Annotated in this window: 27 protein-coding genes; 20 read left to right on the top strand and 7 right to left on the bottom strand. The window is 39.4% G+C overall.

The genetic code is table 11. The annotated features are described in order from the left end of the window. Nucleotides 1-20 precede the first annotated feature (20 nt). Nucleotides 21-719, bottom strand: a complete 699-nt coding sequence (locus RCG25_RS02850; RefSeq protein ID WP_308082170.1) for a FadR/GntR family transcriptional regulator — start codon at nucleotides 717-719, stop codon at nucleotides 21-23. Between the two features lie 381 nt (nucleotides 720-1,100). Between RCG25_RS02850 and RCG25_RS02855 the strand changes: the two genes are divergently transcribed. From RCG25_RS02855 to RCG25_RS02885, 7 genes are all read left to right on the top strand, one after another. Beyond that, complete coding sequence (locus RCG25_RS02855) at nucleotides 1,101-2,108, top strand: TRAP transporter substrate-binding protein (protein WP_308082171.1); 1,008 nt, start codon at nucleotides 1,101-1,103, stop codon at nucleotides 2,106-2,108. A 19-nt stretch (nucleotides 2,109-2,127) separates the two neighbouring features. Further along, a complete protein-coding gene (locus tag RCG25_RS02860; protein WP_308082172.1) occupies nucleotides 2,128-2,706 on the top strand; it encodes a TRAP transporter small permease in 579 nt (192 codons plus the stop codon). A gap of 16 nt (nucleotides 2,707-2,722) precedes the next feature. Then, entirely contained in the window at nucleotides 2,723-4,009 is a 1,287-nt protein-coding gene (locus RCG25_RS02865; RefSeq protein WP_308082173.1) for a TRAP transporter large permease, read from the top strand. 102 nt (nucleotides 4,010-4,111) lie between these two features. After that, nucleotides 4,112-5,107, top strand: coding sequence for a LacI family DNA-binding transcriptional regulator (locus RCG25_RS02870; RefSeq protein ID WP_308082174.1), 996 nt, complete (start codon nucleotides 4,112-4,114; stop codon nucleotides 5,105-5,107). A 191-nt stretch (nucleotides 5,108-5,298) separates the two neighbouring features. Continuing rightward, nucleotides 5,299-6,750, top strand: coding sequence for a sucrose-specific PTS transporter subunit IIBC (locus RCG25_RS02875; RefSeq protein ID WP_308082175.1), 1,452 nt, complete (start codon nucleotides 5,299-5,301; stop codon nucleotides 6,748-6,750). Between the two features lie 53 nt (nucleotides 6,751-6,803). Next, nucleotides 6,804-8,291, top strand: a complete 1,488-nt coding sequence (locus RCG25_RS02880; protein WP_308082176.1) for a glycoside hydrolase family 32 protein — start codon at nucleotides 6,804-6,806, stop codon at nucleotides 8,289-8,291. Between the two features lie 4 nt (nucleotides 8,292-8,295). Further along, entirely contained in the window at nucleotides 8,296-9,258 is a 963-nt protein-coding gene (locus RCG25_RS02885) for a carbohydrate kinase family protein (RefSeq protein ID WP_308082177.1), read from the top strand. Between the two features lie 66 nt (nucleotides 9,259-9,324). Here RCG25_RS02885 and RCG25_RS02890 read toward each other — a convergent pair whose 3' ends face one another. Beyond that, nucleotides 9,325-10,353: a sensor domain-containing diguanylate cyclase gene (locus tag RCG25_RS02890; RefSeq protein ID WP_308082178.1), complete on the bottom strand. Its 1,029-nt coding sequence runs from the start codon at nucleotides 10,351-10,353 to the stop codon at nucleotides 9,325-9,327. Between the two features lie 487 nt (nucleotides 10,354-10,840). Between RCG25_RS02890 and RCG25_RS02895 the strand changes: the two genes are divergently transcribed. Continuing rightward, nucleotides 10,841-11,134 carry an RNA polymerase alpha subunit C-terminal domain-containing protein gene (locus tag RCG25_RS02895; RefSeq protein WP_308082179.1) on the top strand — a complete coding sequence of 98 codons (294 nt, stop codon included), beginning with the start codon at nucleotides 10,841-10,843 and terminating at the stop codon, nucleotides 11,132-11,134. Between the two features lie 45 nt (nucleotides 11,135-11,179). Next, nucleotides 11,180-11,557 carry a hotdog domain-containing protein gene (locus RCG25_RS02900; protein ID WP_308082180.1) on the top strand — a complete coding sequence of 126 codons (378 nt, stop codon included), beginning with the start codon at nucleotides 11,180-11,182 and terminating at the stop codon, nucleotides 11,555-11,557. A 67-nt stretch (nucleotides 11,558-11,624) separates the two neighbouring features. Here RCG25_RS02900 and RCG25_RS02905 read toward each other — a convergent pair whose 3' ends face one another. Beyond that, complete coding sequence (locus RCG25_RS02905; RefSeq protein WP_308082181.1) at nucleotides 11,625-12,644, bottom strand: DUF3231 family protein; 1,020 nt, start codon at nucleotides 12,642-12,644, stop codon at nucleotides 11,625-11,627. Nucleotides 12,645-12,869: 225 nt separating this feature from the next. On the opposite strand from RCG25_RS02905, the gene RCG25_RS02910 reads away from it, so the two are divergent. The 6 genes from RCG25_RS02910 to RCG25_RS02935 all read left to right on the top strand — a co-directional run bounded on the left by RCG25_RS02910 (nucleotide 12,870) and on the right by RCG25_RS02935 (nucleotide 16,853). Next, nucleotides 12,870-13,697, top strand: coding sequence for an MBL fold metallo-hydrolase (locus RCG25_RS02910; RefSeq protein ID WP_308082182.1), 828 nt, complete (start codon nucleotides 12,870-12,872; stop codon nucleotides 13,695-13,697). Nucleotides 13,698-13,743: 46 nt separating this feature from the next. Then, on the top strand, nucleotides 13,744-14,553 hold the full coding sequence (locus RCG25_RS02915; protein ID WP_308084086.1) for a putative protein N(5)-glutamine methyltransferase: 810 nt from the start codon (nucleotides 13,744-13,746) through the stop codon (nucleotides 14,551-14,553). Between the two features lie 107 nt (nucleotides 14,554-14,660). Further along, a complete protein-coding gene (locus tag RCG25_RS02920) occupies nucleotides 14,661-15,101 on the top strand; it encodes a cell wall hydrolase (protein ID WP_308082183.1) in 441 nt (146 codons plus the stop codon). 240 nt (nucleotides 15,102-15,341) lie between these two features. Further along, nucleotides 15,342-15,527 carry a DUF4177 domain-containing protein gene (locus tag RCG25_RS02925; protein ID WP_308082184.1) on the top strand — a complete coding sequence of 62 codons (186 nt, stop codon included), beginning with the start codon at nucleotides 15,342-15,344 and terminating at the stop codon, nucleotides 15,525-15,527. Then, nucleotides 15,505-15,987 (top strand): hypothetical protein, encoded by a 483-nt coding sequence (locus RCG25_RS02930; protein ID WP_308082185.1) that lies wholly within the window; start codon nucleotides 15,505-15,507, stop codon nucleotides 15,985-15,987. Before RCG25_RS02925 ends, RCG25_RS02930 begins: the two co-directional genes overlap by 23 nt. A gap of 95 nt (nucleotides 15,988-16,082) precedes the next feature. Continuing rightward, nucleotides 16,083-16,853 carry a TerC family protein gene (locus RCG25_RS02935; protein ID WP_308082187.1) on the top strand — a complete coding sequence of 257 codons (771 nt, stop codon included), beginning with the start codon at nucleotides 16,083-16,085 and terminating at the stop codon, nucleotides 16,851-16,853. A 92-nt stretch (nucleotides 16,854-16,945) separates the two neighbouring features. On the opposite strand, the gene RCG25_RS02940 is transcribed toward RCG25_RS02935, so the two are convergent. From RCG25_RS02940 to RCG25_RS02950, 3 genes are all read right to left on the bottom strand, one after another. Then, nucleotides 16,946-17,104: a hypothetical protein gene (locus tag RCG25_RS02940; protein WP_308082188.1), complete on the bottom strand. Its 159-nt coding sequence runs from the start codon at nucleotides 17,102-17,104 to the stop codon at nucleotides 16,946-16,948. 141 nt (nucleotides 17,105-17,245) lie between these two features. Continuing rightward, on the bottom strand, nucleotides 17,246-17,641 hold the full coding sequence (locus tag RCG25_RS02945; RefSeq protein ID WP_308082189.1) for a cupin domain-containing protein: 396 nt from the start codon (nucleotides 17,639-17,641) through the stop codon (nucleotides 17,246-17,248). 33 nt (nucleotides 17,642-17,674) lie between these two features. After that, nucleotides 17,675-18,421 carry an SDR family oxidoreductase gene (locus tag RCG25_RS02950; RefSeq protein ID WP_308082190.1) on the bottom strand — a complete coding sequence of 249 codons (747 nt, stop codon included), beginning with the start codon at nucleotides 18,419-18,421 and terminating at the stop codon, nucleotides 17,675-17,677. Nucleotides 18,422-18,629: 208 nt separating this feature from the next. Between RCG25_RS02950 and RCG25_RS02955 the strand changes: the two genes are divergently transcribed. After that, on the top strand, nucleotides 18,630-19,175 hold the full coding sequence (locus RCG25_RS02955; RefSeq protein WP_308082191.1) for a TetR/AcrR family transcriptional regulator: 546 nt from the start codon (nucleotides 18,630-18,632) through the stop codon (nucleotides 19,173-19,175). Between the two features lie 59 nt (nucleotides 19,176-19,234). Here the strand turns inward: RCG25_RS02955 and RCG25_RS02960 are convergent, their stop codons facing one another. After that, nucleotides 19,235-20,065 carry an STAS domain-containing protein gene (locus tag RCG25_RS02960; RefSeq protein ID WP_308082192.1) on the bottom strand — a complete coding sequence of 277 codons (831 nt, stop codon included), beginning with the start codon at nucleotides 20,063-20,065 and terminating at the stop codon, nucleotides 19,235-19,237. Between the two features lie 223 nt (nucleotides 20,066-20,288). Between RCG25_RS02960 and RCG25_RS02965 the strand changes: the two genes are divergently transcribed. From RCG25_RS02965 to RCG25_RS02980, 4 genes are all read left to right on the top strand, one after another. Continuing rightward, nucleotides 20,289-21,395 (top strand): glycosyl hydrolase family 18 protein, encoded by a 1,107-nt coding sequence (locus RCG25_RS02965; protein ID WP_308082193.1) that lies wholly within the window; start codon nucleotides 20,289-20,291, stop codon nucleotides 21,393-21,395. A 1,074-nt stretch (nucleotides 21,396-22,469) separates the two neighbouring features. Further along, nucleotides 22,470-22,922: a MarR family winged helix-turn-helix transcriptional regulator gene (locus tag RCG25_RS02970; protein ID WP_308082194.1), complete on the top strand. Its 453-nt coding sequence runs from the start codon at nucleotides 22,470-22,472 to the stop codon at nucleotides 22,920-22,922. Between the two features lie 17 nt (nucleotides 22,923-22,939). Beyond that, nucleotides 22,940-23,458, top strand: a complete 519-nt coding sequence (locus tag RCG25_RS02975) for a spermidine/spermine N(1)-acetyltransferase (RefSeq protein WP_308082195.1) — start codon at nucleotides 22,940-22,942, stop codon at nucleotides 23,456-23,458. A gap of 419 nt (nucleotides 23,459-23,877) precedes the next feature. Further along, nucleotides 23,878-24,342 (top strand): hypothetical protein, encoded by a 465-nt coding sequence (locus RCG25_RS02980; protein ID WP_308082196.1) that lies wholly within the window; start codon nucleotides 23,878-23,880, stop codon nucleotides 24,340-24,342. Nucleotides 24,343-24,694: the final 352 nt, after the last annotated feature.

The raw sequence follows: 24,694 nt of genomic DNA on the forward strand, positions 1-24,694 counted from the left end.
GTGTCGTCTATTATTTTTCCTTATGCCTCAGTTACCGCATTTTCCGTAATCGAACGTTCCACGCTTTCTAGATGTTCCTTCATACATTGCTGTGCTAACTCTGAATTTTTCTGTTTGATTGCTTGTAAAATTCTCGTGTGTTCTTGAACGGATTGTAAGGCACGACCAGGAATTTGCATGGTTTTACTTCGTGACTCAGACAATAAATCAATTAGATAATTCATAATCCCGGTTAAAACGGTATTCTTTGAGTTATTGGCTATTGTTATATGAAATTTATGGTCCAATTCAGCTAATCTCGTATAATCTATTTTTCCTTTGACGATTTCATTTGCTTCATTCACAATATGCTCTAACTCAGTGAATTGGTCGTTAGTCGAGTTTTCAATTGCCCACTTGACGGTCCATTCTTCGAGGATCTTTCGGACAGAGAAAAAGTCTTTAATCTGTTCAGTTGAGACAAAAAGTGCTTCCGTCACCTTTTGAATTTGATGTTCGGGTGAGGCAACAAATACGCCTGTTCCATGCTTCACTTGTAGGTACCCATAGGCTTCGAGAATTTTGTAGGCTTCCCTCACCGTATTTCTACTGACGGAAAGCTCGATCCCCATCTCTCTTTCTCCTGGTATTCGTTCCCCGACTTGGTATTCTCCAGCTTGAATTTTTCTCTTAATACTGTCTGCTACCTGTTCAGAAATTCCTTTTCTATTAAATTCCACGTTATCACTGCTCCCTCCGTTAAAATCGAAGCGCACTTTATGTTTTTAATAATCTAGTACCTTTATACTAGTTGCTCTTAATTTTATTTAAGCACTCAGTAAATAACTTGTAAATGGTTTCCATCAATTTTTGGATTTTATTGGTTAGGTGACCCAACCAGTACCAGTGTATTTTCATTAAACCATTTTTATTATTACTAAGCAATAAATATTTTTAATAGGAAAAATAATATTTGATTTTTTAGAAAATTGAAATATAATTAATTTAGTGGTTGGGTGACTGAACCATATTAGGAGGGAGGAGTACATACTATTACTAGCTAACCAGGTTGATTTTTTAAAAATTTGAAAGGGCTTACAAATTGGTAGGGAGGTTAAGAAATGAAAAAAGCTTCTGTCTTCGTTCTCATAGTGTTAACCTGTTTATTCATGATTACCGGCTGTTCCAGTACCAGTACGGCAACAAGTAAAGGCACAGATGCAGAGTATGTTTTAAGGCTCGGACATTTGCAGACAGAAACTCATCCTTATCATAAGGGAGCTTTAAAGTTTAAAGAGCTAGTTGAGAAAGAATCAAAAGGGAGAATTAGAATTGATATTTTTCCTAGCAGCCAGTTAGGAAACGGGAGGGACCAGATTGAGGGAGCCCAAATCGGATCGATTCACTTCCACATAGGTTCCGTTGCACCAGTGACTAATTTTGCCCCGAAGTTTAATGTACTCAATCTTCCTTATTTATTTGAAAGTCGTGAGCATGCCTTTAGGGTTCTCGATGGAGAAATCGGTAAGGAACTAGGAGAAGACCTGGCGAATCGTGGGTTAATGAATTTAGGTTTTATGGAAAACGGCTGGAGACATATGACCAATAATGTCAAGCCAATTAAAACTGCTAAAGATGCAGCAAGTATGAAAATTAGAGTCCAGGAATCGCCACCCTATATTTCGTTTGTGAAGGCACTGAAATCAACTCCTGTTCCGGTACCGTTTGGGGAACTTTACACCGCGCTCGAGCAGCATGTCGTAGATGGTCAGGAAAATCCGCTTGCGCAGATTTATTTAAACAAATTTAATGAAGTTCAAAAGTATTTGACGTTAACCGCTCATAATTATGATGCCGCTGTTTTTATTATGAGTAAAACCACCTATGACACGCTGCCAAAGGATTTGCAAAAGGTGATCACCAAAGCATCCAAAGAGGCAATTCAATATGAGAGAAAAGTAGCTTTAGAGGATGAGAAACAACTGCTTGAGGACCTGAGAAAAACAGATATTCAAATCGAGGAAAACCCTGACTTAGACTCCTTTAGAGAAGCGGTTAAACCAGTATACAAAGAGTTTGAAGGCTCCATTGGAAAAGATCTGCTGGAAAAAATAGAAAGCTTAAAATAATCATGTGGAGGTGCATTCAATGAAAGGGTTTATGACGGAACTGAGTAAAAAAGTGGATAAAGCCAGCAAATTTCTCTTAATCTTCTTTTTCGTTATTGCTTTCGTGGCTACGGTGTATCAAGTGTTTTCCCGGTTCGTTTTACAGAGTTCCATCGTGCAAAAGACGCTTCCAATGGTTGATTTTTCCGTATTTAATTTAAGCTGGGCGGAAGAGCTCATTCGTTACATGTTTGTCTGGATTGTTTTTTTAGGGATCGGAATTGTTTATAAAAGCAAGGAACATGCACAGGTGGAAATTTTACTTCATTATTTGCCTGAAAAATTGAAAGGTAAGCTGCAAGTCCTCATTGAAGTCATCAACTCCGCTGTCTTTCTATTTTTAATCGTATATGGCTTTAGCATCTTAAAATTTACTAGTCAACAAATATCCCCTTCAATGGGACTGAATATGACGCTGATTTATGGCTCTGTCCTCGTCTGTTCGCTCATCTGTCTTCTTCATTCTTTTGTTAACATACTTAATTTGGTAGTTGGAAAAGAGGAAAAGGCTCGGATTGTTCAGGTAGAAGTGGCAAATGAGAATCCCCATATAGGATAGAAAAGGAGGAAGTTGAATGACAGTAGCAGTTATTGTCCTGGTTGTCCTGTTTGTACTGATGTTTCTGGGTGTTCCTATTGCTATCTCGTTAATATTAGCATCCATTTCCGGTTTTTTATCTAGTATCTACTATGTTCCATTAGAAGTCGTTCCTCAAAGATTATTAACCTCTGTAGATTCGTTTCCACTTCTAGCTATTCCCTTTTTCATGCTGACGGGTGAATTTATGATGTCTGGCAGTATGGGACAACGGATTGCGGGATTTGCTTTTGCATCGGTCGGCTGGCTGCGTGCCGGTTTAGCACAGGTTTCGACGTTAACAAGTATGTTCTTCGCAGGAATTTCGGGATCAGGTGCAGCAGATACGGCGGCTGTCGGTAAAATGATGATCCCAATGATGGAGAAAAAAGGCTACGATAAAGGATTTGCCGCTGCTACTGTAGCGAGTGCAGGAACCATCGCAGTCGTTATTCCGCCATCCATTCCTATGATTGTATACGGAGTAACGGCAGGCGTTTCGATTGGGGATTTGTTCACAGCCGGGATTGTCCCTGGAATCTTAATTGGTTTGTCGATTATGATGCTAAACTATTGGCTGACAAAAAAGAATAACTATTCTCAAGAGAACACGAAGTTTGAATTCTCTTCTTTCAAAAAGACTTTCTTTGAAGGAATATTGGCCTTAATCCTTCCATTAATTATCATCTTTGGAATAAGGGGAGGTATTTTTACTCCGACGGAAGCTGGTGCGATTGCTGCTGCCTATGCTTTTATTATCAATAAATTTGTCTATAAGGATATGGATTGGAAGGATGTACCGGAGGCTTTTATTAAAGCAGGTAAAATGACAGGGATGGTTGTCTTTATTATTGCAGCTGCGAATCTATTTGGCTGGCTGCTAACCGCTGAACAAATTCCGCAGCTACTTGTTAATCTAGTAACTGGATTCTCTGATAATCGTTATCTCATCCTGCTTATGTTCACGGTTATTTTCTTTATCGCAGGCTGCTTCTTGAACGCATCTGCGGCGATTACAATCTTAACACCATTATTGCTGCCGATTGCTATAGCAGCAGGAATTGACCCGGTGTTCTTTGGACTCATTATGGTCGTTAACCTATCAATCGGACTCATCACACCGCCAGTAGGATTAGACCTCTTTGTTGTAAAAGGGATAGCCGACATTTCCTACGATAAACTGGTCCGATCGATTGCACCCTTCATTGTCGTCATGGTCGTTGACCTACTAATCATCACCTTCTTCCCGGCATTATCCATGTTTTGGGTGACCATGGGTAAATAAAAATTTGGGGACAGTCCCCCGCCGCTTTAGAGCAGTGGGGGACTGTCCCCGTTTTATGATATTATAGATATATGAAATTGAAATGTAACGAGGTTGAGGAACATGAGTACAATTTTGGATATTGCCAAGCTTGCGGGTGTGGCGAAGAGTACGGTGTCTCGGTATTTGAATGGTGGTTCTGTTGGGGAAGCGACCAAAAAGAAAATTGAACAGGCAATCAAGGAGACCGGGTATACTCCCAATCCGTTTGCGCAAAGCTTGAAAGCAAAGAAAACCAATATTATTGGCACGATTGTCCCCAGGCTGGATTCCTATGCTTCTTCGCAGACGTTAATTGGCATCGATGAACAATTAAAGCAACTAAATTATCAAATGCTAATCTCCAATACCAGTCAAAGTCTGGAACGAGAGATTGAAAGCATTTATAGCTTCGCCAATCAAAAAATGGCGGGGATTATTTTGCTTGCGACTGAAATCACGGATCAGCATATCAAGGCCTTTGAAACGGTTAACGTTCCTGTCCTGTTAATTGGACAAGAGCATGAGGACTTTCATAGTCTGATCCATGATGATTTCAACGCTGGGTATGAGATGGGAAGGTATGTCCTTGAAAAGGGATACCGGAAAATTGCTTATCTAGGCGTAACCGAACGGGATATTGCTGTTGGGGTGAAGCGAAAGCAGGGCTTTACAAAGGCTATTCAAGAAGTAGCGGATTGCGAGGTTCGATTCTATGAGACTTTGTTCAAGATTCCAGCAGCGCAAGCGAGTGCAACGGAAATCATCCGTGAATTCCAGCCCTCTATCATTGTTTGTGCGACCGATAATATTGCCCTTGGGGTTCTGAAGGCAGCGTATACTGAGGGGCCCAAAATTCCCGAGGATTTAGCGGTAACGGGTTTTGGCGGCTATGATGTGACAGAAATCATCCATCCGGGCTTAACGACTGCGAAGTTTTTTTACAAGGAAGCGGGAGAAACAGCTGCAAGGCAAATGGTCGAGTTAGTCAATGAACGCAATGTGGAAAAAATAATTGTTTCTAAATTTGAAATAGTCGAAAGAGAAAGCGTTGACAATCGCTTTAAGCGTACCCTATAATAAAAACAACGAAACCGGTTCCAAACGAGAGAACCGTATCACTTGGTCACAAGCGGATTCGGTTTCTCTTTTCATTTCATATTTTTTTAACAAAAAACGGAACCGGTTCCACAAACGAAAGTTTTTTATTTTTGCGCCAAAATGGAACCGGTTCCTAAAACCGAATCCAAACAAAAAAGAGAGGGATTAAGATGGATCATAAGAAAATTGCACGGGAAGTACTCGATGCTATTGGTGGTCAGGAAAACTTAGCAGCTGCAGCGCATTGTGCCACACGTCTACGTTTAGTTTTACAAGATGAATCAGCCGTGAATCAAGCAGCGTTGGATCAAATGGACGCAGTGAAGGGGACCTTTTCGACGGGAGGTCAGTTTCAAATTATTTTAGGTTCGGGAACGGTGAACGAGGTCTATAAGCACTTGGCAGCGATGTCAGGTCAAACAGAAATGTCCACGAGTGATGTGAAAGACGCGGCGTCGAAGAAACTGAATCCGATTCAGCAATTTGTCAAAATGCTGTCAGACATTTTCGTTCCGATTATCCCAGCAATTGTCGCTGGCGGTTTACTCATGGGGATCAACAATATTTTAACAGCCCCAGACTTGTTTATTGAGGGAAAATCCTTAGTGGATGCCAATCCGGAAATGGTGGATTTAGCGGCACTCATTAATACTTTTGCCAATGCAGCCTTTGTCTTTTTACCGATATTAATTGGATTTTCAGCCACGAAGCGGTTTGGCGGAAATCCGTTCCTTGGCGCGACACTTGGAATGCTGATGGTTCACCCAGACTTGTTAAATGGGTACGGCTACGGTGCTGCGTTACTGAAACATGAAGTTCCTGTTTGGAAAATTTTTGGCTTAGAAATTGAAAAAGTAGGCTATCAGGGAACCGTTCTTCCGGTCCTTGCCGCGTCATTTATTTTAGCAAAAATTGAAACCTACCTGCGGAAGGTTGTCCCATCTGCTTTAGACAATCTATTAACCCCGTTATTCTCGATCTTTATTACCGGGATTTTAACGTTCACTTTAGTGGGACCGCTTACACGATCAGCTGGTAATCTATTAACAGATGGAATCGTTTGGTTGTATGACACAACTGGGATCATTGGCGGAATTATCTTTGGCCTGCTTTATGCTCCGATTGTTATTACAGGTATGCATCATAGTTTTATAGCAGTAGAAACACAATTGCTAGCCGATGTAGCCAAAACAGGTGGATCATTCATTTTCGTTATTGCGGCGATGTCTAACATTGCGCAAGGTGCTGCGACACTGGCCGTGCTTAAGACGACGAAAAATGCAAAAATCAAAGGAACGGCTTCCGCAGCGGGAATCTCTGCGTTGTTAGGAATTACAGAGCCTGCCATGTTTGGAGTGAACTTAAAGTTACGCTATCCATTTATCGGGGCGATTTCGGGTTCTGCCGTCGGATCTGGCTTTGTAACGATGTTCAAGGTGAAAGCGACGGCGTTAGGAGCCGCTGGAATTCCAGGAGTGATCTCCATTCGCCCGGATACGATTATTTCTTATATTATCGGTATGGCTATAGCATTTGTCGTCGCCTTTATTGTCACGATTGTTTTAGCAAAAAGGAACGAAAAAAAGGGCATGAAACAATCATCTGACCAAAGAGCAGCATAATAAAAAAGAGGAGAATCCCGTGATTCTCCTTTCTGTATTAGGAGTGTATCAGCATGGAATGGACAAAAGAGCAACGATACAGAAGCATGGACGATGTGAACGAAGAGGAAATTCAAGGGTTAGCGAAACTCGTGAATCAATGTCCGTGGCGTCAGGCTTTTCATATTCAGCCGGTGACAGGATTGCTAAACGACCCAAATGGCTTTAGTTATTTTAATGGGGAATATCACTTATTCTATCAGTGGTTTCCACTCGGTCCGGTTCATGGGTTGAAGCATTGGTACCATACGAAGTCTAGAGACCTTGTGCATTGGGAAGAGGTCGGAATGGGCATTGCGCCGTCGAATGAGTTTGATCGTCATGGGGTGTATTCCGGAAGCGGCATTGAGCACGAGGGAAAATTATACTTACTATACACGGGTAACACTCGCGATGAACAGTGGCACCGACACCCGTATCAATGTCTGGCAGTGATGAATCCGGATGGAAGCATCGAGAAAATGGATGCGCCGGTGATTGGCGAGGTTCCAAATGGCTATACCGACCATTTTCGTGATCCAAAGGTGTGGAAGCAGGGGGATTCCTTCTTTGTAGTGATTGGGGCGCAAAGGGAAAATGAAACGGGGTGTGTCGTTTTATATCACTCTTCGGATTTGAAAAATTGGCATTTTGCAGGCGAAGTGAAGACTGGCTTAGGTGAAGACTTCGGTTATATGTGGGAATGTCCGGATTATTTTGAGTTGGACGGGCAAGGCGTGCTCCTTTTCTCTCCACAAGGGTTACAAGTGGAAGGCGACCACTATCAAAATATATATCAATCAGGGTATGTCATTGGAAGTCCTATAGATTTAGAGAATAACGAACTAAAACATGGAGCTTTTCATGAGTTGGATCGCGGGTTTGATTTTTACGCACCGCAAACGACGGTGGATCCCGAGGGACGTCGGATTTTAGTTGGATGGATGGGTTTGCCGGAGATTGACTATCCGACTGATATAAATGGCTGGGCGCACTGTTTAACCCTTCCTAGGGAACTTTCGGTTCGTGAAGGAAAGCTGATTCAGCAGCCAGTCACTGAGCTTGAATTACTTCGCGGTAAAAAGGTGGAAAACAGCCAAACGGTCGTGAATGAACATGTTGCTTTAAAGGATTTTGAGGGAGGCATGTATGAGCTTCTTGTGGATTTCTCTGATTTTACTGCCGAGGAGTTTGGTTTGGAGCTCAGGGTCGGTGAAGATGAGAAAACCGTCATTAAATATGATGCAGTGGAGAATAAGGTTGTGTTTGATCGGACGCAATCCGGCGAAGCCTTTGCTGAGGAGTTTGGTACCGTTCGAAAATGTACGTTGGACGCTGAGACGATTTCGTTCCGAATTTTTGTGGATGTTTCCTCTGTTGAGGTGTTTGTAAATGATGGAGAGGAAGTTTTTACAGGAAGGATTTTCCCTAGTGAAAATAGTAACGGAATCCGTGTGTTTGCTCGTGGGGGCCAAACGAAGGTAACGGCGGTTAAATGGGAGATTAAAGAGGGACAGAGGTGACAGAATGGGAAAGCTTTTTTCGATTGGTGAAATGTTAATCGATTTTATTCCTCTTCAAAAGGGAGCGGCCTTAAAGGATGTGGTTGCGTTTGAGAGAGCGCCAGGGGGTGCACCGGCCAATGTGGCTGCGGCCGTTGCCAAATATGGGCAGAAAGCAGCGATGATTTCGAAAGTAGGGAACGATGCGTTTGGCGACTTTTTAGTCGAGAAGCTTGTCGAGGCGGGTGTGGAGACGGACAAAATTTACCGGACGGGGGAAGCGAATACTGCCTTGGCTTTTGTCTCGTTAAAAGAAAACGGGGAACGTGATTTCTCGTTTTACCGGAATCCTTCGGCTGATTTGCTGTTGAGCGAGGAAGAAATCGAGCTGGATTGGTTTCAAGCGGGGGATATCCTCCACTTTTGCTCGGTTGATTTAGTGGAAAGCCCGATGAAGCAGGCGCATACGAAAGCCATCGAGGCGGTTTCTGCTGCGGAAGGCTTGGTCAGTTTTGACCCCAATGTGAGGCTTCCGCTTTGGGATGACCCAGAGGACTGTCGGAAGGCCATTCTCGAATTTATACCGGCAGCTGACATCGTCAAGGTGTCGGATGAAGAGCTTTCGTTTATTACGGGAATACAAGGGGAGTTCGATGCGATTCAATCGTTGTTCGTTGGAAACGTGAAGGCCGTCGTTTACACAAAGGGCGCGGCCGGAGCGGATTTGTATTTAAAGGATGAGATCTTTAAATCGAGCGGATACACGGTGGAACCGGTGGATACAACCGGAGCAGGGGATGCTTTCATTGGTGGATTTTTATATCAATTGCTAGAATTACAGGCAAACCCGGGTAACGTGGAAGAAGTACTTAGAAGAAATGCAGCCGATATCCTCCGATTTGCGAACTCAAGCGGCGCCCTCACCACAACAGGAAAAGGAGCAATCTCCGCGCTGCCGAGCAAAGAAGAGGTGGAGAGCCTAATATAAATTTTTGGGGGACAGTCCCCCGGCGCTTTAACGCAGCGGGGGACTGACCCCCTTTTTTGTTGCCTATTAAGCTACTGTATTTCTCCCGTTATTTTTCGCTTGGTATAAGGCTTTATCGGCTAATTCTAGTAATTCCAGGGGATTCTTATCTTTGGTGGGAATTAGGGAAGCCACGCCAAAGCTCATGGTTACCGAGTTATTGATCTTAGACCATTCATGAGGAATGTTTAATTGCTCAACTTCTTGTCGGATTCTTTCTGCTAGGAAACGAGCTTCATGTGCATCCTTTTTTGGCAGGATAATGGCAAATTCCTCGCCCCCATATCTTGCACAGATGGCCTCATACGAATTCATAATATCCTTGACCCGATTGGATATATCTATTAAACACTGATCCCCCAATAAATGACCGTAGTGATCGTTGTAGCATTTAAAATAATCGACATCGAACAAAATGACTGAAAGAGAGTTTTTGCTTTTATAGAGGGACTGCCAATAATAATCCAGCATCTTATCAAAATACCTTCGATTAAATAAGGAGGTTAACCCATCCACATTTGAAAGGTATTCTAGCTTTTTCTCCAGCTCCTTGCTTTTTGTAATGTCATTTCGAATGACAATATATTGAAATGGCTTATTATTTTTATCTAAAAATGGAACAATCGTTGTAGATGTCCAATAGTATGTACCACTTTTTGTTTTATTTCTAATTTCTCCACTCCATACTTTTCCTTGAGTAACAGTAGTCCAAAGATCTCTAATAAATTCTTTGGAATGATAGCTGCTATTTAAAATTCGCATGTTTTTTCCTTTTAGTTCTTCAAAGGAGTATTCGGAAAGGCGGCAGAATTTCTCATTCGCATATAAGATATTGGCCGATTTATCGACGATTTGAACAAGATTGGACTCGTCTAAGGCAAATTTTAAATCCTGAAGATCTTTAAGGGTATCCAGATAATTTTTTTCAAATTCATTCTGATGCTTATTATTAGGACTAATTTTATCTAGAAATTTATTTTTAATATAAAATGTAAAGAATAACGCTACCACTGTAATAAGAGAAGTATCTATTACCTCATGATAAAAGCTCATCATTGTACCCCTTCACATGCTCTTGAATGATTAAATTGGTAAGAAAGACCTAATTACTATTTTAAAAGTAAAGACATTGAATATGTATTGTCCATTTTATGACAATTTTTTCGAGAAGTATTATATTATTCTTTGCCTAAGAATTGCTTAACAGTGGGTGGGTGTTGTAATTGGCGAGTAAATGGAGAAAATGACGAGTAAAGTTTTGATGTTGACGAGTAATTTATGAATTTAGACGAGTAAAAGATCTAAAGTGACGAGAAAAGCAGTAATATAGATATTTCTCCCGTTTTTAATTAATCGTTTGATTAGTATAGTCCATATGGAATGGTGATGAACTTGTTTTTTATGCATGAGTAGACAGGAAGGGCAAGATCGTTTGCTGAAAAATGGTAAAACACAATATATTTTAAGAAGGAAATGTAAAACCAAAGTTGAATCCTAAATAATGAATAACTAGCAAATGTCAAATTTAAGGAGACATCTTACTATGACCAATCCGAATAAGAATCAAAAGGTTTGCAGCAAAGGCCATACCTATTATAAGAGTAGCGATTGTCCAACCTGTCCTATTTGTGAGAAGGAGCGTAAACCTGAAAGAGGGTTTCTTGCATTGCTATCAGCACCGGCAAGACGGGCCTTGGAAAACAATGAGGTGACTACTCTAGAGAAGCTATCAACCTATAGTGAAAAGGAAATATTGCAGTTTCATGGTGTGGGACCGGCTTCGTTGCCCAGACTTAGGGCGGCTTTGAAGGAACTAGGATTATCCTTTAAAGGCTAATTTTGGGGTTACTCATAATCACTATACCTACAGGGGGAGATTTATATGCCATTAAAAGTAGGAGATATCATTACGTTTGAACGGATTTTTACGGTAAGGGATGTTGAGTTATTTTCGGAGGTATCAGGTGATGAAGGAATTCATCATATAATCCCAGATGAACAGGGAAGGCTTGTCGTGCAAGGGCTGTTGACTGCAACACTACCGACAAAAGTAGGTGGGGATCATAACGTACTGGCCCGAAATATGAATTTTGAGTTTTTGCGACCTGTGTTCACGGGGGATACCATCATTTGTGAAGTTACAATTGAAAAATATGAACGGCAAGAGAATAATAGAACGGCTATTATTGCGTCTTTTTTATGTAAAAATCAGAATGAAAAAGAGGTCTTAAAAGGTGATTTTTCGAGGGTAATTCTATAAATTTATAAATTCAAAGGGAACAGTCCCCAACCGCTTTAAAGCGACGGGGGACTGTCCCCATTTTTCACTATGATTTCTTGGCCAGGGATTTTCTATCAATGGTTTCGGGTTGTTTTTCTAACCAGCCGTGTTTCACGAGGATGGTGTAACAGAAGGTGCCGGCCTCCATGGCGTGGGTGAATACTTTATAGTAGTTTAGCATGATATCCGACCGTAAGCTGGAACCCAATGCTGCCCCATAATATGACAGAGCTGCATTAACCAAAAACGCTGCGTGAAACATCATCAGTTTGTCCGAAAATGGACTGATGGTTGAATCTGTAATCTCTACATCCCACTTTTCGGGAATAGGTAGATGATCTTGTTTTAAGATAGCGTCAAAGCTATCCGCATCTTTCCCCGCCAATTTCACGTTTTTTATCATAAAATTTCGAACGTCTTCCGATTTTGCTACCTGACTAAAAGCAATACTTAACGACCGGATAAATCCAGTTTTTTTTGAATTAAAGAAAAGGGTGCTGATTTCGGAACTATTCAGTGGTCTTTTGTCTCCGATTAAATTATCAATGATTCCTGTTGATTCAACAAACTCCGGTCCATGCGGGGAAGGAATGGAGGGAACGCTTGAAAATTTCGGTTGATCTTTCGCCAGTTGCTGGATTTTTTGGAACAACTCGTTCGTTTGTCTCGTACATTCAAAAAAGTAATTTTGAAGGTCCTGTCGCTCTAAGGTTGTAATTGCTAAGCTATACGCTGGTAACCCGTGTAGGCTCATAATATAGGAGTAAAAAAGGATAAATTGATCAGAAAACAGACGCGGGGCATTCAAATTGACGTCCGCCTCTGTAAAGCCGATTGGCACTTGGAAATGAGCACTCCTCAAGAATTCGGTGATTTTCTTGATGTGGGTCTCGGATAATCGTAAAGATATTTCAATTATTTCCTTTATGTCTTTGTGTTCAACAATTTTGAGAAAATATTTGTACATACAGATGGCCATGCTGTCGCCCATATATTGGAGCCAAAGAGCAGAAACCTCTGAGACCGTTAAGAAATTAGTCTTCGTTTTCTTATTAAAAATCCCCAAAAGGAATGCCTCCAATTATTGTTTAGGTTTCTTTTATTGTTATTTTAAGATTATCGGAGAAAAAGTATACATAAAGAGTTTGGGGACAGACCCCCAGCGCTTTACAGCAGCGGGGGACTGTCCCCTTATTTTTGTTAACAAGTGTACTTCTACTTTTATGATTGATATAATTTGAATATTATGAATATATTTTAATGACTTTGTAATAGGTTGGGAGAAGAGTTCATGTTTATGAAGAAGAATTTTGAGCAAAAGAGTGTGAATGGGGTGCAGATGGGTAATGGAACCCTATGTTTCCAAAGTGTGAAGTTAAATGTTCATTGCTTTTTCATTGATGGTGTTTTAATTGATACTGGAGCAAAGTCACTGGAAAGGTTTTTTACGTCATATTTTAAGCAACTTGATATTGATCAAGTAGTGATCACCCACTTTCATGAAGATCATACAGGCTGTGCCTCCTTCCTGCAGAAAGATCTCCAGGTTCCCCTTTTCATGGATGGCATCATGCTTGAATCCTGCATGAAGAAGGCTGATTATCCATTATATCGTCAACTGTTTTGGGGAAGGCGTAGACCCTTTCGCGCAGAACCAATTGGTGAAACTTTTCATTCACAAAATGCCACGTGGCAGGTAATCAAAACACCAGGCCATTCCATTGATCATCTTGCATTTTTAAATGAAGCAACAGGTCAGCTCTTTACGGGAGACCTTTATTGTCAGGAAAAAACAAAGGTTGTTCTTAGAGAGGAAAATATCCCTGTGCTTATCGAATCATTAAAAAAAGTCTTAACTTATGATTTTGATGATGTGTTTTGCAATCACGCAGGATATTTAAGCAATGGGCGTACAGCGTTAAAGAGAAAGCTGGAATATCTGCTGAATCTGCAAGGAACGATTTTAAAGCTTCATGATGAAGGAAAGAACCCAGACGAGATTAATCATACTTTGTTTCCAAAAAAATACCCTATTATGTCTTTTTCCTCGGGAGAATGGGACTCCATCCATATTGTACATTCCATTATTAAACAAAAAGATAAAACGCTAATTTCATAATGTCTGTAAAAATTATTGTTAATCCAAAATTAAAAGGGTGATTGGGATAAATTTTTTAGTAGACCACCATACGGTAACATCGATAGTCTACAAGCTCCGTAGTGCGGGGTGTGTATTTGCAGAAGAGGAGACTCAGTTACTTGTTTCAGAAGCACAATCTTTAGAGGATCTCACAAAAAAGGTCGAAATGCGAGTCGAGGGTTTACCACTTGAATACGTAATTGGATGGGCACTGTTCTGTGGTCTTCGGATTGAAGTGGAACAAGGAGTTTTTGTTCCTCGGCACCGTACAGAATTTCTTGTTCGTCAGGCGGAAGACCTAGCATGTTCTGGTGATCTCGTCGTTGACCTCTGTTGTGGTTCAGGGGCTATAGGTGCCGCACTGGCAGCTGCTATGGGAGACATAATGTTGTATGGTTCTGATATCGACCCTATCGCAACACGATGTGCAAGAAAAAACGTAACTAAATTCGGTGGTCATGTTTTTGAAGGAGACTTGTATGAGGCTTTACCACGATGGATGAGAGGCCGTATAAATATACTGGTTGCTAACGTACCTTATGTTCCCACGAAAGCAATGGAACTGCTTCCCTTGGAGGCCCGTCTTTATGAACCAAATTTGGCTCTGGATGGAGGAGTGGATGGCCTTAACATTTTAAGAAGAGTGGTAAAAGAAGCCCCTGATTGGCTCGCTCCGGGAGGACACCTACTCATCGAGACGAGCGAAATGCAGGCACCACAAACTATTGAGGTTTTTGCTCATTCTGGATTGGTCACTAAAGTAGTTAGAGACGCAGAACGGGACGCTACAGTTGTTATTGGAACCAATAGTGGGGACAGTCCCCCAGCTCTTTAAAGCGGCGGGGGACTGTCCCCTAAATATTTAAAAACTAGGCATTCTCATTATATAAACACTGACATGAATGTAGGCATTTTTTCATATTATATTTTGGGGGTGGTAAAATGCCAAGAGTAAGTTACCGAAGTTCAGACGTTGACTTAATGGCAAGGATGATGAGAGCAGAAGCCGAAGGTGAAGGAAAACAGGGAATGTTATATGTTGGAAATGTCATTGTGAATCGTCTTGTAGCAAATTGTTTAGACTTTAAAGGTTTAAGAACAGTTAACCAAGTTGTTTTTCAAGTACAAGGAGGAAATTTTTCCTTTGAAGCTGTTCAAAAAGGGAATGTATTTTATCAAAGAGCAAGAACTTCTGAAAGAAGATTAGCAAAACAGAATTTGGATTATTGGAGAGACCACCCAGCGAAATTCGCCCTTTGGTATTTTAATCCACATGCTCCATGCCCACCCACATGGTACGGTCAACCTCATACTGGTCAATTTAAAGAACATTGTTTTTATGAACCAAAACCTGGAACATGTGATACTGTTTATAGCGGTTAAGCTTACTCTTTGAGTAAGCTTTTTTACATATTTAAAATATTTAAACAAAAAACCTTTTATATCCAAGAATGCAAGATTGTGAACTATTGTATCTAAGATAGCGGGTGCTTGTGTTGAAGATCGAGCTGTCATTTTGGCGGCTTTTTTTATTAAGCTAACATGCAGTTTAGCATTATAATAAGTTGAAACATTTCTTAGGGTAAAACGTATTAAAGATATGTGACTTGGAGGTGGAAGTGTATGTATGAATATAAGTTTGTAGAAACTTCTCTTGGGGGATTTTTTTCTTCTCCAAAACATAGAGAAACCATTAATGCTTATGCATCAGAGGGTTGGAAATTAGTACAGGTCTTGCCACTGGAATATAATGGACACGGGAAACCTATGTCATATGAGATCATATTTGAAAGGCTTATTCAAGACTAGTTTTATCATTATAGGAAGTGAAAAAATGTTCTTTTATTATTTAATGCTCATACTTGGAGCCTTGTTTGTAATAGGCGCAGTAATTGCCTTTATTGTTATGTATAGTGATAGAGACTATTCATTTTTAAATGTAAGTAAAAGCCTTGGAAGCTTATTAGTAGGTGTTTTACTTTTAGCAGTTACGCTCCCAAGCCTGAAATATGTTGTGCTAAAGGAATACGATGTCGTCAGTGGGAAATGTGTTATCGAAATAGATTCATCAGGTCGTTCTTCTGAAGCGGACTTTGAAATGCCCGATACAGATGAAATATTTAGCTTCAGAGATATTCCTGAACTTGATGCCTATGGAAAGGCAATCCCTTATTATTGTGAGGTGACAGTTACAAAAGACCATATGGTTGAAATTAGTTATAAAATATATGATGCCAAAACACGAAAGTTAATCTTAACAAGTAAATAGCCTATAATCAGTAGGTTTACCTGTAGCCCAATGGGGAATTCTATTGTTAACAAAATTTTTGCATGACATTTTTGTTTTTGAAAGGTGAGAAGTGGATGGATTCACTATGGCTTGAATATGCATGGACCTTGTTAATTCTAATCGGATTAGAAGGATTGTTATCGGCTGACAACGCTCTTGTACTAGCTGTGATAGCCAAACATTTACCCGCAGATCAGAAAAAAAGAGCTATAAATTATGGAATCATTATGGCATTTAGTTTCCGATTTGCTGCACTTTTTGTCATTTCTTTTATTGCAAACGTCTGGCAAATCCAGGCGATAGGAGCAGCTTATCTTCTATACCTAGGATTAAAGCATGTCATTAAGGCGCAGTTCGGAAAAGAAAATGAGAATATTCATAAGGACGATGAAAAGGAATCAGTAGGTAAAGGTTTTTGGCCCACAGTAGGGAAGATTGCATTAGCTGACCTCGCTTTTGCAATTGATTCGATTCTAGCTGCGGTTGCTCTGGCCCTTGGACTTACAGATTCACCGCTTGGCAATTTCGGGGGTATGGATGGAGGACAGTTCATTGTTGTTCTTCTTGGAGGGATTGCTGGCCTTGTCTTGATTAAGTTTGCAGCAACCTGGTTTGTGCAACTTCTAGAAAAACGCCCAGCTTTGGAAACAACAGCATATGCCATTGTAGCCTGGGTTGGTGTCAAACTTGCAGTAATTACCCTTGCCCATGAGGATATTGGTGTCTTAGATCATCATTTCCCCCACGGTACCACTTGGACACTAATATTTTATGGAGTATTAGTTGCTATCGCTCTAATTGGTTGGTTTGCACCAAGTAAAAGCCATATCAAAGCTAAATCCTAAAACATTAACGGTGCGATGCTTCAATTAACGAAGGATCGCTTTTTCTGATACAAGAAAACTTGTTTTTAAAAAAAACCACTCAGAGTGGTTTTTTAATCGCGCATGGATCCTGCCTCTCGGGAAGTCATTGCCCCTTGTCCTTGGCTAACATCTTTTTGAATTTGTCCTTTTACTTCTTGTGCATCCGTTCCTGCGAATTCTGGTTTCATGATAGAACCCATACTCTCTTTCGCTTGTTGATTTTGTTTCATACAAGCCCTCCTTACTCGATTGTTTAACTATCTTATTATTTACAAAAAACTCTCGGAGTATCCCGAGAGTTTGAGCGGACTGCACATAAGGTAAAGAAGGTAAGAATTGATAGTAACTTGGAAAAACGGCTTCCGTTCTACTTATAATTTCGTATACCATTCGTCCTCGACGGATTCTAACCAATCCGTTGGTCCTGGAGTAAGGGCTAAATGGACAAACCAACTGTCTTTTGTCGCCCCATGCCAATGTTTCACATTCGGTGGAATATTGACCACATCACCCGTCTTTAGTAATTGAGCTGGTTTTCCTTCCTCTTGATACCACCCCTCACCGCCAGTAACTATCAAAACTTGGCCAGCATGATGAGAGTGCCAGTTATTGCGCGCTCCGGGAGCAAAGGTTACATTCCCAATGGCTGTGTTTAATGGTGTTGGATCGGAAAACACCATTTGTAGGTAGGCATCACCGATAAAGTTTGCATCTACTTTTTGTCCCAATGGGAAGATCGTGCTATTTTTTAAATGTTCATTTTTCATTATAAAATCCCTACTTTCTAAAATTCTTAATTATTAACCCACTTGAACAGTTGGACGAATAATCAATTCATTAATGGCTACATCGGATGGTTGCTCAATGGCAAAGGAAATCGCACGAGCGATGCTGTCCGCATCAATTGCCACTTTGTAAAATTCATCTAAGCCTGCTTTTAATTCTGGATCTGTAGTAGTTTCTAATAATTCGCTGTTAACAGCCCCTGGAGAAACATTCGTTACACGGATATTGGTGCCACTCATTGCCTCTTCTTGACGTAAACCTTCTGAAATCGCTCGTACTGCATGTTTGGTACCGCAGTAAACTGTTCCACCTGGATAGATGTTATGGCCAGCAACAGAGGATAGGTTAATGATATGACCTGATTTACGTTCACGCATTGATGGAAGAACGGCGGCGATGGCATACAAAACACCTTTAATATTGACATCAATCATCTGATCCCATTCCTCAATTTTTTTCTTAAAAAGAAAAGCTTGGGGCATCACTCCAGCATTATTAACTAATACGTCGATTTTTCCAAACTCTTTAAGTGCATAGGCAGCGAGTTCTTCCAATTGTTCATGAGAAGTTACATCTGTCACTTTATAGATAGCTTGCCCACCACTCGTTTGTATCTCATCTTGCAATTTCTTTAATCGGTCCTCCCGACGAGCCGCTAGCACCAACTTTGCTCCTTTAGATGCTAGTTCTTTTGCGGTAGCTTCACCAATCCCACTAGAAGCCCCCGTTATAATGACCGCTTGATTTTGAATAGTAGACATAATCAATGACACCCTTTCTTAATATCTTCCACATATAGTAAATCTAATGTTTGAATCAATTTGCATATTGTTGCATTACTGCACAATTGTGTATAATTATAATCGCAATGAGGATGTCTTCAATGACCAATTGACCACGATTCGTGTATTAGCGCACAAATCGATTAAAATTGTGTATTATTTTTAAGAAAGTTTGGTGACGCTGACCATGTCTAGGGTTGATAGAAGAATAATCAAGTCTCAAGAAGCAATAAAAAAAGCTTTTATTGCACTGATGTCTGAAAAAAATTTGGATGAAATAACGATACAGGATATTGCCGACAGGGCGAATGTTGGCCGAAGAACGATTTATCTTCATTACTTGGATAAATATGACCTACTGGATAAGCTTATCGAAAAACATATTAACGAACTAAGGAAATTGTGCGAATCGGCAGCTGATTTGAGTTTTGTTGAGGGAAATCTGATTTGGTTTGAATACTTTGAACGTAATTCTTCCTTCTTTTCAACTATGTTAGCGAGTAAAGGAGCCCCTGCTTTTCGAAGTCATTTCCTTGAATTTGTCATCGAGGAGTTAGAGGGTGATGTAAATATAACCGAAGGCATAAATCAAGGTTTAAATAAGGAGTTAGTTCTTAAATTTTTTGGAGCAGCCATCGTAGAGATAGTAGAAGCATGGATCACCAATGGATTATCTGAACGGACCCAAGTCGTGGCAGAACAAGTAGGGATATTATTAGATAGGAATCTTTAAATTTTGGGGACAGTCCCCCACCGCTTTACAGCAGTGGGGGACTGTCCCCATTTTTTACATTAATCAAGCGAAAGTGCTTTTGAGAGATTTGATTTGATGGTGACTTTGTTAAAGTTGAGTCCAAGTTGTACGGCTGTTTGTGCGATTTCAGGGCGCAATCCTGAGAGTGTTGTTTCCACGCCTATTAGGTTCAAGGCATCAATTAATAAAAAGATTTGATGAGCGACCATGGTATCAATCATGATGACTCCAGATAAATCGATAAATAGTTGGTTCACATTTTTACTTGCGCATTGTTCAAGTGTATTCTCTAGTATTAGTTTCGCTCTAGCCGTATCGATGTCCCCAACTAATGGAAGTAAGGCAGAGTCCTTTGATAAGGTAATCACCGGTGAGCTTAATTCATTGATCAGCTCTTGTTGTGCGAAAAGCTGGGAAGTGGAAGCATTGTGTGTTTCTTCTGCAAAACGCAGAATCACTGTATCAAACGTCTTGGTAATCAATCTATTCCACGTTTTCACGTCTTGTGGTGTTACTTCTTCTTTGTATAGTGAAACATATTCATCTATAAAATCCAGATACTGTTCACGTGTCCTCATAAATTCTCTAATAATAAAATGAATTGGTGTTCTTTGATGTTCGGTATCACGTGCCACTTCCTCTATCCACGTTTGGAAATTGGTAAAAAACTCACATTCCTTAAGGATAAAGATTTCACATGCATGTAAATGGAACTCATAGTTTTTTTTTTTTAAGTTCTCAATCACCTTTGGGTCATTTGAGGCATATACACCCTTTGGATCACTTTTATCTAAAGAGTTATACCAATCCTCTGTTAATTGTCGGGCTTTGCTTAATAAAAATGAGTGTAGCTTCTCACTTCTGTGCATACTCTTCACTCCAATATTTCTAAATTCACATTCTATTAAAAGTAACTATTTCTATTTAACAATATTTGCATATAACCTCGCAACTTTGCGGGTTTGGGGACAATCCCCTGTCGCTTTACAGTAGCGGGGGACTGTCCCCGTTTTTTGAACCCTTTCATTTCGTGAATAAGTTACCCCTTTTCATACCAACTTAAGAACTATACATATTAGAAGAAGGTGTATTATGGCGAAAAATGGTTATTGGTCATTGACCATCCTTTCTTTGAGCATGGCATTATTTTTACTGTCATCCTGTAATCAGGTGCAAAGAAAAGAGGAACATCATAAGAATAAAACGCCCCGTGAAGTTTTAGGTTTTTACACAGAGCAGGAAGGAACGTATCCAGGGTCGCAACCTACAGTGAACTCGCAATTCGCCAATTTGAGCATTATTGCCCCCTTTTGGTATAAGCTTGACGATAAACGTCCGGGCAGCCTGATAGCTTCCGTTACAGCTGATCATAAGAGACAGGTTATTGAGAGTGCCCATAAAAACCACCTGAAGGTATATATGGTTGTACATAATCTCTTTTATGAAACCGTGGAGAAGGGCAAGCAGGTAGCGAGTACTGTTCTCGATAATGGTACAAACCGCAATGTGTTCATTCAGAACCTACGAAATGAAATGAATCAGTTTAAATATGACGGTATTAATATTGATATGGAAAATTTGCATTTGACTGACCGAGATTCCTTTAGTCTGATGATAAAAAACTTGTCTGATGCACTTCATCGTGATGGAAAAGTAGTGACGGTTTCAGTCCCGGCAAACACAGGTGATTCCCGGGCTAATCCCTGGTCACCGTGGTTTGATTATAAAAAGCTTGGTCAATATTCTGATGGGTTAATGATCATGACATATGATGAGCACAACCCAAGAACAAAACCAGGGGCATCGGCATCAGTCGATTGGACAGAAGCAACGATTCGTTATGCGTTGAAACAGGGAGTGCCATCCTCGAAAATGTTACTCGGTATCGCTGGTTATGGATGGGACTGGGATACAACAACAAACAAAGCCACGTATAGCTCCTATTCACAGTTAATGGATCAGAAAACAAAATATAAAGCGGAGGTTATATGGGACTCCCATTCGCAAACACCTCATTTCAGTTATGTTGATGAAAAAAATCATAGCCACCAGGCATGGTTTGAGAATAGCTATAGTTTGCGGTTTAAGCTTGACCTTGTAGAAAAATATAACTTACAAGGAATTGGGATTTGGCGGCTCGGCTTAGAAGACCCCAAGTACTGGACGACTATACCTAAGAAAGTAAAAGTTAAAAAGTGATGGATGGGTTCACCCATTCCTGAACGTATAGGTGGAAAAGAAAAGGCAAAATGATACCGTGATTACATTGGCGGCGACGATTTATCATTACAGAAGTTACTTTTAAACACATCCTTCAGACAGTTGAAAAGCAAAGTGGCTAATATTCATTTTTAAAGCTTGAAATCGGCCTTTTATATAAGAAAGGTCGGTTTTTTTAAATTGAAAGTAGCCGGATTCGTGGAATTTTATATGTTTGAGTAAGGTTTTGTAGGAATTCTATATATGGAAAGAGGAATTCTACAAAAATGAAGAGGAATTCTACAAAATTTTAATTAATTCTACAAAATCGTGGAAGGATTCTACAAAGTTAGGAAATAAACTTCCAACTTCACCTCAAAAAGATAGAGTGCCAGAGTTATTCTACAAAGTTAAGGACTAATTCTACAAAGTTTCAATTTATTCTACAAATTAGAGAGGGGATTCTACAAAAACTGAAAACTAACTTCCAATCCAACTGACTGCATTAGAATGAACGAATAACCGTTATTTTTGCTGCTCAGCTATTATTTTCTTAAATCGTTTATTATTTATGGTAAAATAAGTTAATAGTTTGAGGCTTACACCATATGTTTAGAAGGAATACTTGTTTCATGAAGGGAGTTATATAGTCGTGCAGCGGATGAAATTCTTTTTTAAACAATTTCTATATGAGCCTTTGTGGTTTAAAATACTTATTCCTACAACATTACTTATCGCAATCATTTTAAGCAGTTCATTTTTTGCAGATACGGCTTTTTATCAAAGTGTCTCCAAATTAGCAGCCGCTATCTTCTTTTGTGCGTACGGTATTAAATTTAGAAGGAATTTTAAAACAGCTAGCCTCTTTTTTGCTTGTTCGGTTCTATGTATTTATCTATCTATTATGTCACTATTTTAGTTAGTTGGGGACAGTCCCCCGCTGCTTTACAGCAGCGAGGGACTGTCCCTGTTTTTATCCATTAATTTTGTTGCAAATGCAACAAAAGTAGGTTAAATTTAATGTATGAAGTTTTTATTGCATTTGCAACAAAAATTCACACTAAGGAGTTCATTATGAAGGAGATTCTTCGTGAAATTGGAATGATTGCAAGGGCATTAGATTCTATCAGTAATATAGAATTTAAAGAATATGACCTTACAAAAGGGCAGTATTTGTACCTTGTGCGAATTTGTGAAAACCCAGGCATCATTCAAGAAAAACTAGCTGAGATGATAAAAGTAGATCGAACAACGGCAGCTCGTGCGATACAAAAACTTGAAATGAATGGCTTTATTGAAAAGAAAGAAGATCAACATAACAAAAAAATTAAAAAGCTTTTTCCTACAGAAAAAGGAAAAAATGTTTATCCTTTTATAAAAAGAGAAAATGATTATTCCAATATTGTTGCATTAGAGGGACTTTCTGAAACAGAAGTAGAAACTATTTTTACTCTTCTTCAAAGAGTAAGAAAAAATGTAGAAATAGACTGGGAATTTGTCAAAAAAGGAAACAAGAGAAATTATTGAAGGAGCGGCATATAAAAATGACTATCAATATAAAAAAGTGCACTTTTGAAGATTTACACACACTTCAAGAAATTAGTTATGAAACATTTAATGATACATTTAAGCACCAGAATACACCCGAGAATATGAATGCCTACTTAGAAAGGGCATTTAACTTAAAACAAGTAGAAAAAGAATTATCCAATCATTCTTCACACTTCTTTTTTGTTTATTTTAATAATGAAGTTTCTGGATATTTAAAGGTCAATACCAATGATGCTCAGTCTGAAGAAATGGGTGACGATTCGCTCGAAATCGAGAGAATTTATATAAAGAGTAAATTTCAAAAACATGGGCTTGGTAAATATCTGCTGAATCAAGCTATGGAACTTGCGATGGAACGTAATAAAAAGAAACTTTGGTTGGGCGTATGGGAAAAGAATGAAAATGCGATTGCTTTTTATAAGAAAATGGGGTTCGTTCAAACTGGAGCCCATTCTTTTTATATGGGTGATGAAGAACAAACGGACTTTATCATGACTAAAACACTCCTATAATGGAACTGAAAGGATTCATTATGTTAAAGATGGGATGGCTGCGGCTATCCTATTTTTTATATGGAATTAAATGACAAAAATGATATGATTTAATTAGGTGAATTTATGAGGCCGGTTGATTATAAAAAGTCATTTGAAAATGGGGGAGGGAGTTGTGTTAAGTAAGAAACTGAGCATCCCACAATTATTAATTACGGTGTTTTGGGTAATTACGTTAATTACTATTTCGTATGCATTCATAGTATGGGATAAACCAATATATCACGGTATGTATGCAGGTGGACTGTTTATTGTTGGTATAGTAATTGCTAAGTTGATAGTTAAGGATAAATAGAAAGAATCAAAATGAGTAAAGAACATCCCTTGTGACATTATTTGGGTCTCAACGTCTATTATATTAATATAGGAGGGATTAATTATTGTCTAAATGGTTAGCTGCACCTGTACTTTTTATCCTATTTACTCTCATGGGTTGTTCAAGTAATGGAATGGAAGGAGATCAGCCTCCAAAATCTATGATTCAAATTGGGAAGCAAACATATGAGATGAAGCTAGGGTCTTATTGCTGGAATGCAAATGGTCAAGGAACATGCGTGGATACACTTGGACCAGTTGAGCAATTAAAAGGGAAAAAGCCTATAGAAGTAAGACCTGGCGAAGTGTTAACTTTTGTGATGAACTATCATCCAAAACCAAACGAATTCCATTTAACTCAGATGAATAATAATCACGAAATTGATTTCAATGTAGAGAAGAATCGGTTTACCGCACCTGTTGAAAAAGGGATATATTATTATTCTTACGGAGTATGGTGGATGGATGAAAAGGATGAACATCTTTCAAATGGAAGTGCCTCTTATGCATTCGCTTTAGAGGTAAAATAGGATTTGGAATGAACGTTTCTTATTGAGTAAAAGAATCATTCATGATAATTGAGGGGGATAAATATGTTTTCAAATATTGGTGTACCTGGCTTAATCCTTCTATTTCTCTTTTTAGCCTTAATTATTGGAGGGATATTTTTATTGTATAAGATTTTTTTCTAAGATTTTATTGGGGCTATTCTATTAAGTTGTTGATCCTGTTACATAGAAGTACTCCTCCAGTTATTCTTAAACAATATTATTTTTTACAAAAAACCACTCCATATATGTTGGGCCTATTTTTTGTTAAAGATATGGATATAATATAGAGAGAATCAATTACCATTACTAGTTGGACCTCTTCAATTTATAA

The organism is Neobacillus sp. PS2-9 (genome assembly GCF_030915525.1).
Classification (GTDB): Bacteria; Bacillota; Bacilli; order Bacillales; family Cytobacillaceae; genus Neobacillus.